Raw genomic sequence first — 14,568 nt, 5'->3', positions numbered from 1 at the left:
CCGACCGGGAGGTGGCGATGGGATATGTGACTGTACTGACAACAAAGCTGGATGCCGATACGTTCGAGCGGTTAACCGCCCGTGCCCAACAACATGGGCGTTCGCTCGATGCTGAGGTCGAGGCCATATTGGCCGACGTTGCCAGCACCGTGCCGGACGCGGTGATGCCGGTAAGGCCCTCCAATCAGGAAGGGTTGGGGACGCGCATCGCCAACCTGTTTGCCGGCTCCGGCTATGGCTTCCGCGAAGGGGAAGTGCAGGAGTTAAGGGGCGGAAACTGGCAGACGCCTGATTATTCCAAATGATTGTTCTGGACACCAACATCATTTCCGCCGTTACAGCGGAACGGCCAGACCCGGTGATTATCAACTGGCTGAATGCGCAGAGCCCGAGTGAGCTTTTTACCAGCACAGTCACGGTATTTGAACTCTGGATCGGGGTGGAAGGCCTTCCACCTGGACGCCGCCGGGATGAGTTAGGGCATCGCACAGCCCAAATGCTGAGCGTTTTGTTTGTACAGCCCCCACTGGTTCTGTCGGAACAGGCGGCGCGGTTGGCGGCAGCCTTGATGGGCCGCCGCCGGCGCGCCGGTATCGTCGTGGACCACCGGGACACCATGATTGCCGGCATCTGCCTTGCCCATGGGGCAACACTCGCCACCCGCAACATCCGGCATTTCGCCGATGCGGGGCTGGTTTTGATCGATCCTTGGGACGAGGCGGCGGGCACCTGACGGGTTTCCCCTTAAAACGCCGGCATGGTGAACGGCTCCAGCCCCGACAGGCGCATCTGCCGTTCCGGCTGGGCTGGCTGACGGGGCGGGACACCCTTCACGCTTTCCGCAATCGCGCGGATATGGTCGGGTGTGGAGCCGCAGCAGCCGCCGACAATATTCACCAGCCCATCCTTGGCCCAGCCCTGAAGATCGCTGGCCATATGTTCGGGCTTTTCATCATACTGGCCGAACTCATTCGGCAGGCCGGCATTGGGGTATGCAGAGACATACACGTCAGCGATACGCGACAATTCCTGGATATAGGGACGCATCAGGTCGGCACCCAAGGCGCAGTTCAGCCCGATGGAGAAGGGCTTCACATGGCGCAGGCTGTTCCAGAAAGCCTCCGTCGTCTGGCCGGACAGGGTGCGGCCGGAACGGTCGGTGATGGTGCCGGAAATCAGCACCGGCAGCACCAGCCCCTTTTCCTCCAGCACTTCCTCAATCGCGAACAGGGCTGCCTTGGCGTTCAGCGTGTCGAAGATGGTTTCCACCATCAGCAGATCGGCCCCGCCATCGATCAGGCCGGCGGTCTGTTCCTTATAGGCCAGCCGCAGCTCATCAAAATCGACATTGCGGAAGCCGGGATCGGTGACCACCGGGCTGATGCTGGCCGTGCGGTTGGTGGGGCCCAGCGCGCCGGCAACATAGCGCGGGCGGCTCGGGTCGGCGGCCTCCGTCGCGTCGGCGGCCTGACGGGCCAGCTTGGCGCCGGCGAAATTCAGTTCATAGGCCAGTTCCTCCATGCCGTAATCGGCCATGGAAATGCTGGTCGAATTGAAGGTGTTCGTCTCAATGATATCGGCACCAGCGTCCAGATATTGCTGGTGGATGCCCTGGATGATGGCCGGCTGGGTGATGGAGAGCAGGTCGTTATTGCCCTTCACATCGCTGGGCCAGTCCTTGAACCGTTCCCCCCGATAATCATCCTCTTCCAGCTTGTGGCGCTGGATCATGGTGCCCATGGCACCGTCGATCACCAGGATGCGCTCACGCGCAATATCATCCAGGCGTTTCAGGCGTTCATCACGGGTCATGTCAGGTTCCTCCGCCGGCGGGCATGGGCATAAAAGCCGCTCTATCGTTTCTACCCGCCCGACGCGCCACATGCAAAGATAAAGATATCTTTATGTGATGATGGCAGACATGCCCTTTCCCTCACCTGATAGTTCGGTCCCGGTATTGATGCCGGGCAGGCGCACGGTGGCACGGGTGCCGCCGCCGGGCCTATCGGTGATGCTGATCGTGCCGCGCAGACGGCCCGCCACCAGCGTATAGACCATGTGCAGGCCCATACCCGTCCGGCCATCGGCGCGGGAGGTTGTCACGAACGGCTCAAACAGGCGGGGCTTCACCTCCGGCGCGATGCCGGTACCATTATCTTCCAGCGTCAGTTCTACATCCCCTTCCGGCGTGCGGCCAGCGACCACACGGATACGTCCGGAACAGCCAAGGGGAAAGGCGTGGTCCAGACTGTTGGTCAGAAGCTGTCCCATCACCTGGGTCAGGGCCCCGGCATAATTCTCCACCAGCAGGCCCGGCCGGGATTCCACGGCCAGTTCAATATCCGCCCCTTGAAGGCGGGCTTCCATGGCCGGGCGCATATCCGCCAGCAACTCCGCCACATCAAAACGGCGCAAACGGTCATCGGTACGGTCAGCCACGGCCAGCTTGAAGCTCTGCACCACGGCGGCGGCACGGGCCACCACGGATGTGATCAGGCCCGACGCCTCCCGCGTTTCGGCCAGAAATTCGGCCAGTTGGCGCCGGGTCAGGGTGCCGTCGCGCATGGCCTGATCCGCCTGTTCCACCTGAAGCGTCAGATGGGTGGCGGTGGTCAGGGCCGTGCCGACGGGAGTGTTCACCTCATGCGCCACGCCGGCTACCAAGCGGCCCAGACTGGCCAGTTTCTCCGACTGGACCAGCCGGTCCTGGGCCAGACGCAACCGGTCCACCGTCTCCGTCAGGTGGCGGGTGCGGTCAATCACCTGATCTTCCAGCGCCTCGTTCAAGGCGGCCAGCCTTTCATTGGCCTGCGTCGCCTGATCCAGCAGACGCCGCAGCCGGTCGATCAACAAGGCCGCCTGAAGGAACAGCATGAAGCAATAACCCGCTTCCATCACCCCGGTGAAGCCCACCCGATGGACAAGCGCCAGATTGGCCGCCCCCATTACCCCCCAAGCCAGGGCCATGGGCAGGGCCAGCCCGTCCCGCCGCCGCGTTGCCGTGATCGTCACATCCAGCAGCGTCCCCAGGGCCATGACCAGACCCAGCGTCGCCGTTGCCGTCAGCAGGCTGGGATAGGCCAGGGTCCAGAAACTGACGATGGGAACCGTCGCGATGATGATGATGGTCGGCCAGAGCAAGGCCCGCCGCATGGCGCCGGGAAACATCAGGGCGGCGGAAACCAGGGCCGAAATCCAGACGGCCGGGAACATGATATTGTTCAGCAGCCCCAGCACGCGCCCAGGCATGAAGCCGACCAACTGGTTGCCCAGCGGTGTGTTGGCGGTAAGCTGCACCATGCCAATGGACAGGGACATGATGGCGAAGACCAGACATTGCCGGTCGCGCGGGCGCAGCAGGAACAGGATCAGATACAGAATGCCGATCGACAGGCAGAGGCTGAGAAAGGCGGAGCGCAGCACCAGTTCCCATTCCCAGTCCTGATACATCGCTTCCGCATGGCCCAGTTCCAGCGCGCGCGGCATGCCGCCATACCCGCCAAAGGCCGCCACCTGCACCGTGATATCCAGCACCCCATCCACCGGCGTGACCATGCCGATGGCCTTCTGACCCACACTGTCCGTACTGTCCGGACCATAACCGACAGTGCCGGCATAGACGGCCCGGCTGCCATTCACCAGCACGTTCCAGGCGACGAAACGTTGATTGTGCCGCAAGGCCAGAGGCGGAGCATCAGGCGGCAGCAGCACGCGCAGGTGATAGGTGCCCGTGCCTTCCGACTGGAGCGGCCGGCCATCCACCTGCTGATTGGACCAGCGGCCGGGCACAGCCAGCAAGGCCGGCGGCAGGCTGTTCTCGTCGGTCAGATTTGACGTTAAAAGCCGATCCCGCCAGAACTGCCAATCCCCTTCCAGGGGCAGGCTGGTGTCACGGCGGAAATCCCAGTGGCGCAAATCCAGCACACCATCCACCGCCCGCGGGGGCGGCGAGGAAGATTGTGCCGCAGCGCCGACAGTGGCGAATAGAAAAGGCAGAATAAGCAGGCCCAACAGCGACAGCCACCGGCACACGCAATCCCCTTGGCCGGACAAACGCCGTGCCCCCATGATCAATATCCGTACCCCGTTTCCCCTGCGTGACTGTGCGACACCCATCGATCCGATGCAAATGACACGTTAAGGGAACGGTTACTTTTTCCACCCTTGCCGTGCATGTCGCGTTGGCATTCGGCCGGTGACACCCTATTTATGCGACTATGAATCAGCCATTCCGTCCCAGCGCCATGCGCCCCGCCCCCTGCCCCCGCCATATCCCGCTGGCACTCCTGCTGGGGGCATTCTTGATGGTGGGGTGGGCAACGCCGGCCCTGGCGGCCTGTACCGATCCGGCCGCCGCCGGGGTGAACTGGCGGCGCTGCTATATGGATGGGCGGGATTTGAAAAAAGCGCCCCTCGCCGGGGCGATGCTGCGGGACACGACATTCCAGCGCAGCGACCTGACGGATGCCGATCTGACCAATGTGGATGGCTACCGGGCCAAATTCATGAGTGCCAGCCTGATCGGTGCCATCTTGAAGGATGCCCGCCTGATCGAAGCGGATTTCACCCGCGCCGACATGACCAAGGTCACCCTGACAGGGGCGGATTTACGCAATGCAAAGCTGGTGGGCGCCAAGCTGACGGACGCAGACCTGACCGGGGCGCGGCTGGATGGGGCCGACCTGCGCAACACCGATCTCAGCGGGGCCTTGTGGATCGACGGGCAGCGGCGCTGTGGCGCCGGCTCCACCGGTCAATGTCATTAGATAAAAGCCGGTGGGGCGGGCACCTGCCCGCTCACCATTTGCGTTCGGTTTTCAAGCCACCCGCGTTGAGCGCATCCAGGAAGCTGCTGCCAGACGGCTTCGTCGCGCGGACCAGGCGCGGATTCGGCTTGCGCCGGGCCTGATCCATCAGCTTCACCGCACTGCTGGTTGCATCCCCCTCCACCCGGCGGCGGATATCGGCATCCAGCGTCTCAAAAGCCTGACGGGCGAAATTCAGGGCATTTTCCGACCGCGTCTCCACCACTTGGCGCAGCGCATTGGCCGCCATCAGGCATTCCAGCCGGTCCGGCCCCGTCACATCATCCAGGACGCCCGCCAAAATCCCGATTGCTTCCAGGGTCTTGGGATCGTTCAACTCCACCGACATCTTCTCTTCGCACCTGTAGGATCGGGACCACCCGTTGGCGATATAGTCCCACCGTCAGGTCAAATACGCAATCACCCGCATGCGTGCACTGCATTGCGGCGGGCCTTTACAAGCCGCCAGCGCACCGGCATGGTCACGCCTATGTCCGCGATGATCCTGACCACCACTAAGACCAAAAAGACCACCACCCTTCGGGGCGGTGCTTTTGGCTTGTGCGCGGTTCAGACCCGCTGACGATATAAGCCAGACGCCCCGCCGGTGACGGACGGGGCCACCAGGCACGGAACCCCGCCCCCGGCATTGCCCGAGATGAGGAGTGAGAGGGTTCCATCATGAGTGACAGCATCAATCACAACAACCCGTCCGCCAGCCGCCCCCTTGCCGTGGCCGTGGTGGGCGCCACCGGTGCGGTGGGCGTGGAAATCCGCCAATGCCTGGAACAGAGCGGGTTGAACCTGTCCGACGTTCGCCTGCTGGCGTCCCCCCGCTCCGCCGGGCAGAAGGTGCCGTTTGCCGGCGGCGAACTGACGGTGCAGGCGCTGGGCGAGGATAGTTTTGCCGGCATCGACTATGCCCTGTTCTCCGCCGGCAGCGGCATTTCCAAGCAATTTGCCCCCCTCGCCGTGGCCGCCGGTGCCGTGGTGATCGACAATTCCTCCGCCTTCCGCATGGATGCCGATATCCCGCTGGTGGTGCCGGAGGTGAACCCGCAGGCGATTCCGGACCAGCCCGGCATCATCGCCAACCCCAATTGCGTGGCCATCATCGCTACCGTGCCGCTGGCGGCCCTGAACGCCCGCCACCGCATCCGCCGGCTGAATATCGCCACATATCAGGCCGCCAGCGGTGCCGGTGCGGCAGCGATGGAGGAATTGCGCGCCTCCACCGCAGCCTATCTGGCCGGCGAGGCCTATGCCCCGCGCGTGCTGAAGCATCCTTACGCCTTCAACCTGTTCAGCCATGACGCCGCCATCAACCCCGATACCGGCTATAATGGGGAAGAGGAAAAGGTGGTGGAGGAGACACGCAAGATCCTCTCCCGACCTGATCTCCACATCTCCATCACCTGCGTGCGCGTGCCGGTGCTGCGCGCCCATTCCATGGCGGTGACGGTGGAGTTCGACGAGGTGGTGACGCCGGAAACGGTCAAGGCCCTGCTGGCTGATGCCCCCGGCGTGCGGCTGGTGGATGATTGGGGTGCCAACCATTTCCCCATGCCGAACGAGGCTTCCGGCCAGGGTGATGTGCTGGTGGGCCGTATCCGCCGCGATGCCGGCGATCCGTCCGGCCGTTCCATCGCCCTGTTCCTGGCGGGCGACCAGTTGCTGAAGGGGGCCGCGCTGAACGCGGTGCAGATTCTGCAACGTCTGGCCCGGTAAGGAGGGCGCAAGGGGGCGGGAAACCACTGTGAAGGATCAGCCCGCCCCCTTCTAAAGCGGGGGAATTCTGTATATGTTCTCCCTACCATGAGCGATCTCTTCTCCCCTCCCCCGCCGCCGCCGGCCCCGGCCACCCTGCACCGCCCCTATTTTGAGGGGTTGAACCCCGTGCAACGGGAAGCGGTGGAGGCGCTGGACGGGCCGGTGCTGGTGCTGGCCGGTGCCGGCACGGGCAAGACCCGCGTGCTGACGACCCGGCTGGCGCATCTGCTGCTGTCCCGCCGCGTCAGCCCGTGGAACGTGCTGACCGTGACCTTCACCAACAAGGCCGCGCGGGAGATGCGGGAGCGGGTGGATAACCTGCTGGGCAGCCAGTCGGAAGGCTGGTGGATGGGCACTTTCCACTCACTCGCCGCCCGCATCCTGCGCCGCCATGCCGAACTGATCGGCCTGAAGCCCAGCTTCACCATTCTGGACACCGACGACCAGATCCGCCTGCTGAAGCAGTTGATGGAGGCGGAGAATGTCGATTCCAAGAAATGGCCGGCGCGGATGCTGCTGTCGATCATCGAGCGCTGGAAGGACCGGGCGCTGACACCCGACAAGCTGAAGCCGGAGGAAGCGGGCGACGCCGCCAATGGCCGCATCCTGACGCTCTACCGTCAATATCAGGACCGGCTGAAAGCGCTGAACGCCTGCGATTTCGGTGATCTGCTGCTGCACAATATCACGCTGTTCCAGCAGCATAATGATGTGCTGATCGAGTATCAGAACCGCTTCCGCTATATTCTGGTCGACGAATATCAGGATACCAACGTCGCGCAATATCTCTGGCTGCGCCTGCTGGCACAGAGCCATCGCAACATCTGTTGCGTGGGCGATGATGACCAGTCGATCTACGGTTGGCGTGGCGCTGAGGTTGGAAATATACTTAGATTTGAGCATGATTTCCCTGGCGCCAAGGTGATCCGGCTGGAGCAGAATTACCGCTCCACCGCCCATATCCTGGGTGCCGCCCACGGCATCATCGCCCACAATCAAGGCCGCCTGGGCAAGCAGCTCTGGACCGAGACGGATGGCGGAGAAAAGGTGAAGGTCCGCGGCCTGTGGGACGCGGAGGAGGAAGCCCGGTGGGTGGGCGAAGAGGTGGAAGCCTTGCAGCGCAAGGGCGCCAGCCTGGGCCAGATGGCCGTGCTGGTGCGTGCCGGCTTCCAGACCCGCGAGTTCGAGGAACGGTTCATCACCCTGGGCCTGCCCTATCGCGTCGTTGGCGGCCCGCGTTTCTATGAACGTCAGGAAATCCGCGATGCGCTGGCCTATCTGCGCGTCCTGGTCAGCCCGGAGGATGATCTGGCGTTCGAACGCATCGTCAATGTGCCCAAGCGTGGCATCGGGGCGGCAACGATCCAGAATCTCTATGTCGCCGCCCGCACCCTGGGCGTGCCGGTGACGGAAGCCGCCTGGAAACTGTCCCAGACGGATGAGCTGAAGCCCAAGATGCGCTCAACCCTCTCCGGGCTGATGCAGGATTTCTTCCGCTGGCGGGGGCTGATCGACCGCATCCCCCATACCGAACTGGCCCAGATGGTGCTGGATGAGTCCGGCTATACCCGCATGTGGCAGGAGGATAAGACGCCGGAAGCGCCGGGTCGGCTGGAAAACCTGAAGGAACTCATCAACGCGATGGGGGAATTCGAAAATCTGACCGGCTTCCTGGAACATGTCTCCCTGGTGATGGAAAATGCCGCCGGGGCCGATGTCGAACAGATTTCCCTGATGACCCTGCATGGCGCCAAGGGGCTGGAATTCGATGTTGTCTTCCTGCCCGGCTGGGAGGAAGGCGTGTTCCCCAGCCAGCGCACGCTGGATGAAAATGGCATTGCCGGGCTGGAGGAGGAGCGACGGCTGGCCTATGTCGGGATCACCCGTGGGCGCAAGCGCGTTTATATCAGCCACGCCGCCAACCGCCGCATCCATGGCACCTGGGCCACGGCCATCCCCTCGCGCTTTGTCGAGGAACTGCCCGAAGAGCATGTCGAGACGGAGAATAACCCCGGCATCGGCGGGGCCGGCTTCGGCGGCGGCCGTGGTGAGAGTGGCTATGGCGGCGGATTCGGCGGTGGCTGGGGCGGTGGTGGCAGCGGCTTTGGCGACCGCTTCAACCGCATGGGCCAGAAGGCAGCACAGGCCCCTTCCCGTGGTGCCGGCCGGCTGATCGAGGGCACAGCCCTGGATGTCACGCCGCGATCCCGCCCCAACCGGCCCTACAATCCCGGCGACCGGGTTTTCCACACCAAATTCGGCTATGGCACCGTCAAGGCGGTGGAAAATGACAAGCTGGAAATCAGCTTCGATGCCGCCGGCATCAAGAAGGTGATGGATAGTTTCGTCGTACCCGCCGATCAGGCGGGTTGAGAGGGGCAGGTAAGGATGCTGCCCCCTGAGCCTTGAAAGGCCGCAGGGGGCAGTCACCCTATCCTTACTTGGCCGCTATCCTTACTTGGCAGCGTCCAGCGGCAGGGCCAGGAACTGCTGGTCGCCTTTACGTTCCACCAACAGCAGAACCGCCTTCTGTCCGGCTTCCTTGGCCTTGCCGATCAGCGACTGCACATCGCCGGTGCCGGCAACGGGCTGCTGGCTGACTTCCAGCACCACGTCACCGGGGCGAAGCTGACGCGCCTGGGCGGTGCTGTTCGGCGCCACGCGGGTGATGACCACGCCCTTGGTGCCATCGGCCAGACCATATTGCTTGCGCAGGTCCGCACTGATGGCCGCCACCGTCAGGCCCAGCCCTTCGACGTCAACCTGCCCGGCCTTGCTATCCTTGGGCGCCTCTTCTTCCGTCGCAGCGCTGGGATTGACGATATCCTCAGGCAGTTCGGCCAGGGTAACAGTCACGGTCTGACGGCTGCCCTTGCGGGAGATGACCACGGGCACCTTCTTGCCCACGGCCGTTTCCGCCACCATGCGGGGCAGCGCGCGGTTATTGGCCACTTCCTTGCCGTCGAAGGTCAGGATCACGTCGCCCGGCTTCAACCCGGCGGCAGCGGCGGGGCTGGCATCATTGACGGTGCCGACCAGGGCGCCCTTGTCGTCGGGCAAGCCCATGCTTTCCGCAATATCGGGCGTCACGCTCTGGATCTGCACGCCCAGCCAGCCGCGACGGACCTTGCCGCCCTTGCGCAACTGTTCCACCACCGTACGGGCCATATTGGCCGGAATGGCAAAGCCGATGCCCACCGAATCGCCGGTGCGGCTGAAAATAGCGGTGTTGATGCCGACAATATCGCCCTGGAGATTGACCAGCGGACCGCCGGAATTGCCCTGATTGATAGCCGCATCGGTCTGCAGGAAATCATCAAAACGGCCGGCACCGATATCGCGCGCACGGGCGGAGATGATGCCGGCGGTCACCGTGCCGCCCAGGCCGAACGGGTTGCCGATGGCCACCACCCAGTCGCCGACCTTCAGATCATCGCTATTGCCCCATTTCAGGGCGGTCAGCTTCTTCTTCGTCTCCACCTTCAGCAGCGCCAGATCCGTCTCCTTGTCGGAGCCGACCAGCGTCGCCTTCAGTTCGGTCTGATCGGCATCCTGGAAGATGACCGTGATCTCGTCCGCGCCATCAATCACATGGTTATTGGTGACGATGTAACCCGTCGCGTCGATGATGAAGCCGGAGCCCAGCGACTGCGCCCGGCGCGGCTGGCCCTGATTCTGCTGACGCTCGTAGAAGTCGCGGAAGAATTCCTCGAACGGGGAGCCGGGCGGGAATTCCGGCATCGGAATCGGCGTACGGCCGCCCGGCTTGGACTGGATCGTCTGAGAGGTGGAGATGTTCACCACCGCCGGCAGGGTCTTCTCGGCCAGGGGCGCAAAGCTTTCCGGTGCGCCGCGCTGGGCCATGGCAACGGATACGTCGCCGAACAGCAGCGAGGCCGCCACCAGCGGCAGCGCCAGGAAGCGCCCGGCCCGGGCCATGGCGGACGCCTTCTCCGCGGCGCCGTGGGAACGTGTGGAATGGGTCACGTTAATCTCCATGGGCATACATCCGGCACCGTCCGGCGGATCGCATCCGTCCGGGCAGCGCATCGGCGACCCCGCCCGACAACCGGGCCGCCAATAGCAGGACTATAGGCTGTAGAGCGTTCCGCGCGAAGCATTCCTTCGCACGGTGCGGGCAGTGGCTCCGTGGAAAATCGAGGCGGTGGCCGGGGGAGATCAGCCGCGCAGCAGCCAGACGGCCGCAACCCCGACACAGGCCGTAATCAGGCCATAGCGGCGCAGGGTTTCCGGCGGCTGGCTGGCGGCGCGGCGGGCCATGTCGGCCATGGCACCGGGGGCGATGGCGTAGAGAATGCCTTCAATCACGAAGACCAGGGCAAGGGCGGTGAGAAAGTCGGTCACGCTGTCACAGGCATCAGGTTAGGGGGATCATCCCGTACAAAACACGACCGGCCGGACGGTCGCCCGTCCGGCCGGCAATGGTACGAAGGTAAAGGCTCAGCGGCGCGGCGCAGGCCCGCCGACGCTGTCGAAATAGCGGAAGAACTCGCTGTCAGGCGACAGGACGAGGGAGGTGTTGTCCCCCTTCAAGGCCGCCTTATAGGCTTCCAGCGAACGATAGAAGCCATAGAAATCCGGGTTCTTCGACGCGGTTTCAGCCAGGATGCGGATTGCTTGGTTATCGCCTTCACCGCGCAGAACCTGGCTGTCACGCTGGGCTTCGGCCAGGATCACGGTCCGCTCACGCTCAGCGCGGGAACGGATCTGCTGGGCCTGTTCGTTACCCTGAGCGCGGGCCTCGCGGGCTTCACGCTCACGCTCGGACTGCATGCGCTGATAAACGGCCTGGGACGTGGCTTCCGGCAGGTCGGCGCGGCGGATGCGGACATCCACAATCTCCACCCCGAAGCGCTGGGCCTCCTGGTTCACCTGGGCCTTGATGTCGGTCATCACCTTGGCGCGTTCGCTGGACAGCACGGCCAACAGGGTCACATTACCCAGCACACGGCGCAGGGCGGAATTGACCACGGCGGACAGGCGCTGTTCCACCACCATCTCGCTGCCGGCGGACTGGTAGAATTGCAGCGGATCAACGATGCGATAGCGCGCGAAGGCATCCACCTCCAGGCGCTTCTGGTCGGCCAGGATCACCTGTTCAACCGGCGGGTCGATATCCAGCACGCGGGCATCGACCAGCACCACATTCTGCACCAGCGGGATCTTGGCGTGCAGGCCCGGTTCCTTGATGGTGCGTTTCCATTCACCGAACTGGAGAACCAGGGCCTGATGGGTCTGGTTCACGGTGAACAGCGACGCGGACGCGACAATCGCGGCGATGGCGGCGGTGACGCCGAGGGCGACAAGTTTACGGCTCATGGCTGTATGCCTCCCTTACTGGCGCGGCGCGGCACTGCCGCCCTGGCCGTCGTTCGCGCGCTGCGTCTGGTCCCGCAACTGGCGCGTCAACTCGTTCAGCGGCAGGAAGGGCATTACACCCGTACCGCCCCGCGGCTGATCGATGATGATCTTGTTGGTGCCGCCCAGCACTTCCTGCATCGTTTCCAGATACAGGCGGCGCGCCGTCACTTCCGGCGCCTGGGTATAGGCGGACAGAACCTGGGCGAAGCGCTGCGAATCACCCTGCGCCAAGCTGACAACCTGTTCGCGATAGGCGGAAGCCTGCTGGATAAGCTGTTCAGCCTCACCACGGGCGCGGGGAATGATGTCGTTGCGGTAGGCTTCCGCCTCGTTGCGCAGACGCTCACGGTCCTGCCGGGCGCGCTGCACATCGTTGAACGCATCGACCACCGGGCCCGGCGGGTCCACCTTCTGCAACTGGACCTGACTGATTTCGATACCGGACTGGTATTCGTCCAGCATCGCCTGCAGCAGGGTCTTGGTCGATTGCTCGATATCCTGGCGGGCTTCGGTCAAGGCGGGCTGAATTTCGGTGCGGCCGATCACTTCGCGCATGGCGCTTTCGGCCGCCTTCTTCACTGTCTGTTCCGGATCGCGGATCTTGAACAGATAGTTGCCGGCGTCCTTGATGACCCAGAAGACGGTGAAGTCGATATCGATGATATTCTCATCGCCGGTCAGCATCAGGCTTTCATCCGGCACGTCGCCACCGGCCCGCCGACCGTCACCGCTGGAGCGGAAGCCAATCTCCATCCGGTTGACGCGCGTGACCTTGGGCGTCTCCGCCACTTCGATGGGCGCTGGCAGATGATAGCGCAGGCCCGGCTGCTCGGTGCGGACATATTGGCCGAATCGCCGGACAACACCCTGTTCATCCGATTCAACCCGGTAAATGCCGGACAGGCCCCACAGGCCGACCAGCACCAGCAGACCCAGCGCGATGCCCCGGCCGCCGCCAAAGCCGCCCGGCGCGATCTTCTTGAAGCGTTCCTGCCCTTTGCGCAGCAGGTCTTCCAGGTCGGGGCCACCGGGGGGCTGGCCATTGCCACCGCCACCGGGCGGGCGCCCCCAGGGATTGTTGCCATTGCCACCACCACCCGGTGGTGACCCCCATGGCCCCCCGCCACCGCCTTGACCGCCGCCTTGATTGTTCCAGGGCATATTGATCGACCCTTTGGTAAATAGGATTGCAAACTGCCAAAACACATCCCGGCCCAGGGCCGGCCGTGCCTTCCTTACAGCCCGGAGCCACCGTATATATCACAGGGCTCGCAGGAAAGGCTCTTTGGGCCTCGGACCATAGCGAATATTGGGAAGCAATCAGGGTTTTCAACCATGGCCATACTCACCGAGGCGCAAGTTCTTGATGCTTTGCGCGGTGTCACCGACCCGGACCAGGGTAAGGATATCGTTGCGCTGGGCATGATCTCCGGCCTGGTGGTGAAAGGCGGCAATGTCGGCTTCTCCATCGAAGTGGACCCCAAGCGGGGCCCGGCGCTGGAACCGCTGCGTCAGGCTGCCGAGCGCGCGGTGGATGCGCTGGCCGGTGTCACCTCCGTCACCGCCGTGCTGACAGCGCACCGGCCCGCCCCCACCCTGTCCGGCAATCGCCCGCAGGGCCAGGGCCATAGCCATGATCATGGCGGCCACGGGCACAGCCACGGCGCCCCCGCCGCCAAGCCGGCGCCGGCGGGCAAGGCGGGCGTGCCCGGCGTGGGCGCCATCATCGCCGTGGCCTCGGGCAAGGGCGGGGTCGGCAAATCCACCACATCCGTCAATCTGGCGCTGGCCCTGGCGGCCAATGGCCAGCGTGTCGGCCTGCTGGATGCGGATATCTATGGCCCTTCCATGCCGCGCATGATGGGCATTGCCGGCAAGCCGGAAAGCCCGGACGGCAAGGTGCTGAAGCCGATGGAGAAATATGGCATCAAGGTCATGTCCATGGGCTTCCTGGTGGCTGAAGATACGCCCATGATCTGGCGCGGCCCCATGGTGATGAGCGCCATCCAGCAGATGCTGCGCGATGTCGCCTGGGGGGAACTGGATGTGCTGGTGGTGGATATGCCGCCCGGCACCGGTGATGCCCAGTTGACCATGGCGCAGAATGTGCCGCTGGCCGGCGCCGTCATCGTCTCCACCCCGCAGGACATCGCCCTGCTGGATGCCCGTAAGGGCCTGAACATGTTCCGCCGGGTCGATGTGCCCGTGCTGGGCATCATCGAGAACATGTCCTATTTCTGCTGCCCGAATTGCGGCCATCGCAGCGATATTTTCAGCCATGGCGGCGCCAGGGCAGAAGCGGACAAGCTGGGCGTCGATTTCCTGGGCGAGATGCCGCTGGATATCATCATCCGGGAAACCAGCGATGGCGGCACGCCCATCGTGGTGGAAAAGCCGGACAGCGAGCATGCCAAGGTCTATCGCGGGATTGCTGCCACGGTCTGGCAGAAGATCAGCAGCGGTGGCAGCCGCCGCACCGCCCCCTCCATCACCATCGATTGATGCCTTACCCGCGATGATCGGACCGATATATCGATCATCGCGGGTATAGGGCGCCCATACACGAAGCGCCAGTCACGGAAAGGGCCAATTTCCCTGTCGCAATGCAGCC

General features: G+C 63.9%; 13 protein-coding genes. 6 read left to right on the top strand and 7 right to left on the bottom strand.

What is annotated here, in order from left to right; genetic code table 11:
• Positions 1–17: 17 nt before the first annotated feature.
• A complete protein-coding gene (locus tag G473_RS27195; RefSeq protein ID WP_154667426.1) occupies positions 18–305 on the top strand; it encodes a FitA-like ribbon-helix-helix domain-containing protein in 288 nt (95 codons plus the stop codon).
• Entirely contained in the window at positions 302–733 is a 432-nt protein-coding gene (locus G473_RS0115480; protein ID WP_029013851.1) for a type II toxin-antitoxin system VapC family toxin, read from the top strand. The genes G473_RS27195 and G473_RS0115480 overlap by 4 nt, the downstream gene beginning before the upstream one ends.
• An 11-nt stretch (positions 734–744) precedes the next feature.
• Here the strand turns inward: G473_RS0115480 and G473_RS0115475 are convergent, their stop codons facing one another.
• Both G473_RS0115475 and G473_RS29410 read right to left on the bottom strand, forming a co-directional pair.
• Entirely contained in the window at positions 745–1,812 is a 1,068-nt protein-coding gene (locus G473_RS0115475; RefSeq protein ID WP_029013850.1) for a homocysteine S-methyltransferase family protein, read from the bottom strand.
• Positions 1,813–1,902: 90 nt separating this feature from the next.
• Positions 1,903–4,068: a sensor histidine kinase gene (locus G473_RS29410; RefSeq protein WP_051330333.1), complete on the bottom strand. Its 2,166-nt coding sequence runs from the start codon at positions 4,066–4,068 to the stop codon at positions 1,903–1,905.
• A gap of 236 nt (positions 4,069–4,304) precedes the next feature.
• Between G473_RS29410 and G473_RS0115465 the strand changes: the two genes are divergently transcribed.
• A complete protein-coding gene (locus tag G473_RS0115465; RefSeq protein WP_154667425.1) occupies positions 4,305–4,766 on the top strand; it encodes a pentapeptide repeat-containing protein in 462 nt (153 codons plus the stop codon).
• A gap of 31 nt (positions 4,767–4,797) precedes the next feature.
• Here G473_RS0115465 and G473_RS29405 read toward each other — a convergent pair whose 3' ends face one another.
• A complete protein-coding gene (locus G473_RS29405) occupies positions 4,798–5,154 on the bottom strand; it encodes a hypothetical protein (protein WP_051330332.1) in 357 nt (118 codons plus the stop codon).
• Between the two features lie 332 nt (positions 5,155–5,486).
• On the opposite strand from G473_RS29405, the gene G473_RS0115455 reads away from it, so the two are divergent.
• The gene (locus tag G473_RS0115455) at positions 5,487–6,533 is read left to right on the top strand and encodes an aspartate-semialdehyde dehydrogenase (protein WP_051330331.1); all 1,047 of its coding nucleotides are present in this window, start codon (positions 5,487–5,489) and stop codon (positions 6,531–6,533) included.
• Between the two features lie 87 nt (positions 6,534–6,620).
• Entirely contained in the window at positions 6,621–8,948 is a 2,328-nt protein-coding gene (locus G473_RS0115450; protein ID WP_029013847.1) for an ATP-dependent helicase, read from the top strand.
• Between the two features lie 81 nt (positions 8,949–9,029).
• On the opposite strand, the gene G473_RS0115445 is transcribed toward G473_RS0115450, so the two are convergent.
• The 4 genes from G473_RS0115445 to hflK all read right to left on the bottom strand — a co-directional run bounded on the left by G473_RS0115445 (position 9,030) and on the right by hflK (position 13,118).
• Positions 9,030–10,562, bottom strand: a complete 1,533-nt coding sequence (locus G473_RS0115445) for a DegQ family serine endoprotease (protein WP_029013846.1) — start codon at positions 10,560–10,562, stop codon at positions 9,030–9,032.
• Positions 10,563–10,754: 192 nt separating this feature from the next.
• Positions 10,755–10,940 (bottom strand): DUF2065 domain-containing protein, encoded by a 186-nt coding sequence (locus tag G473_RS0115440; RefSeq protein WP_029013845.1) that lies wholly within the window; start codon positions 10,938–10,940, stop codon positions 10,755–10,757.
• A gap of 96 nt (positions 10,941–11,036) precedes the next feature.
• Complete coding sequence (gene hflC / locus G473_RS0115435) at positions 11,037–11,915, bottom strand: protease modulator HflC (protein WP_029013844.1); 879 nt, start codon at positions 11,913–11,915, stop codon at positions 11,037–11,039.
• A gap of 15 nt (positions 11,916–11,930) precedes the next feature.
• A complete protein-coding gene (gene hflK / locus G473_RS27180; protein WP_051330452.1) occupies positions 11,931–13,118 on the bottom strand; it encodes an FtsH protease activity modulator HflK in 1,188 nt (395 codons plus the stop codon).
• A gap of 174 nt (positions 13,119–13,292) precedes the next feature.
• On the opposite strand from hflK, the gene apbC reads away from it, so the two are divergent.
• Positions 13,293–14,459, top strand: a complete 1,167-nt coding sequence (gene apbC / locus G473_RS0115425) for an iron-sulfur cluster carrier protein ApbC (RefSeq protein ID WP_029013843.1) — start codon at positions 13,293–13,295, stop codon at positions 14,457–14,459.
• The last annotated feature ends 109 nt before the right edge of the window (positions 14,460–14,568 follow it).

It is taken from the genome of Niveispirillum irakense DSM 11586 (assembly GCF_000429645.1).
Taxonomy (GTDB): Bacteria; Pseudomonadota; Alphaproteobacteria; order Azospirillales; family Azospirillaceae; genus Niveispirillum; species Niveispirillum irakense.
Note: the sequence above shows the minus strand (reverse complement) of the source record. Positions and strands in the feature narration are given on the sequence as shown.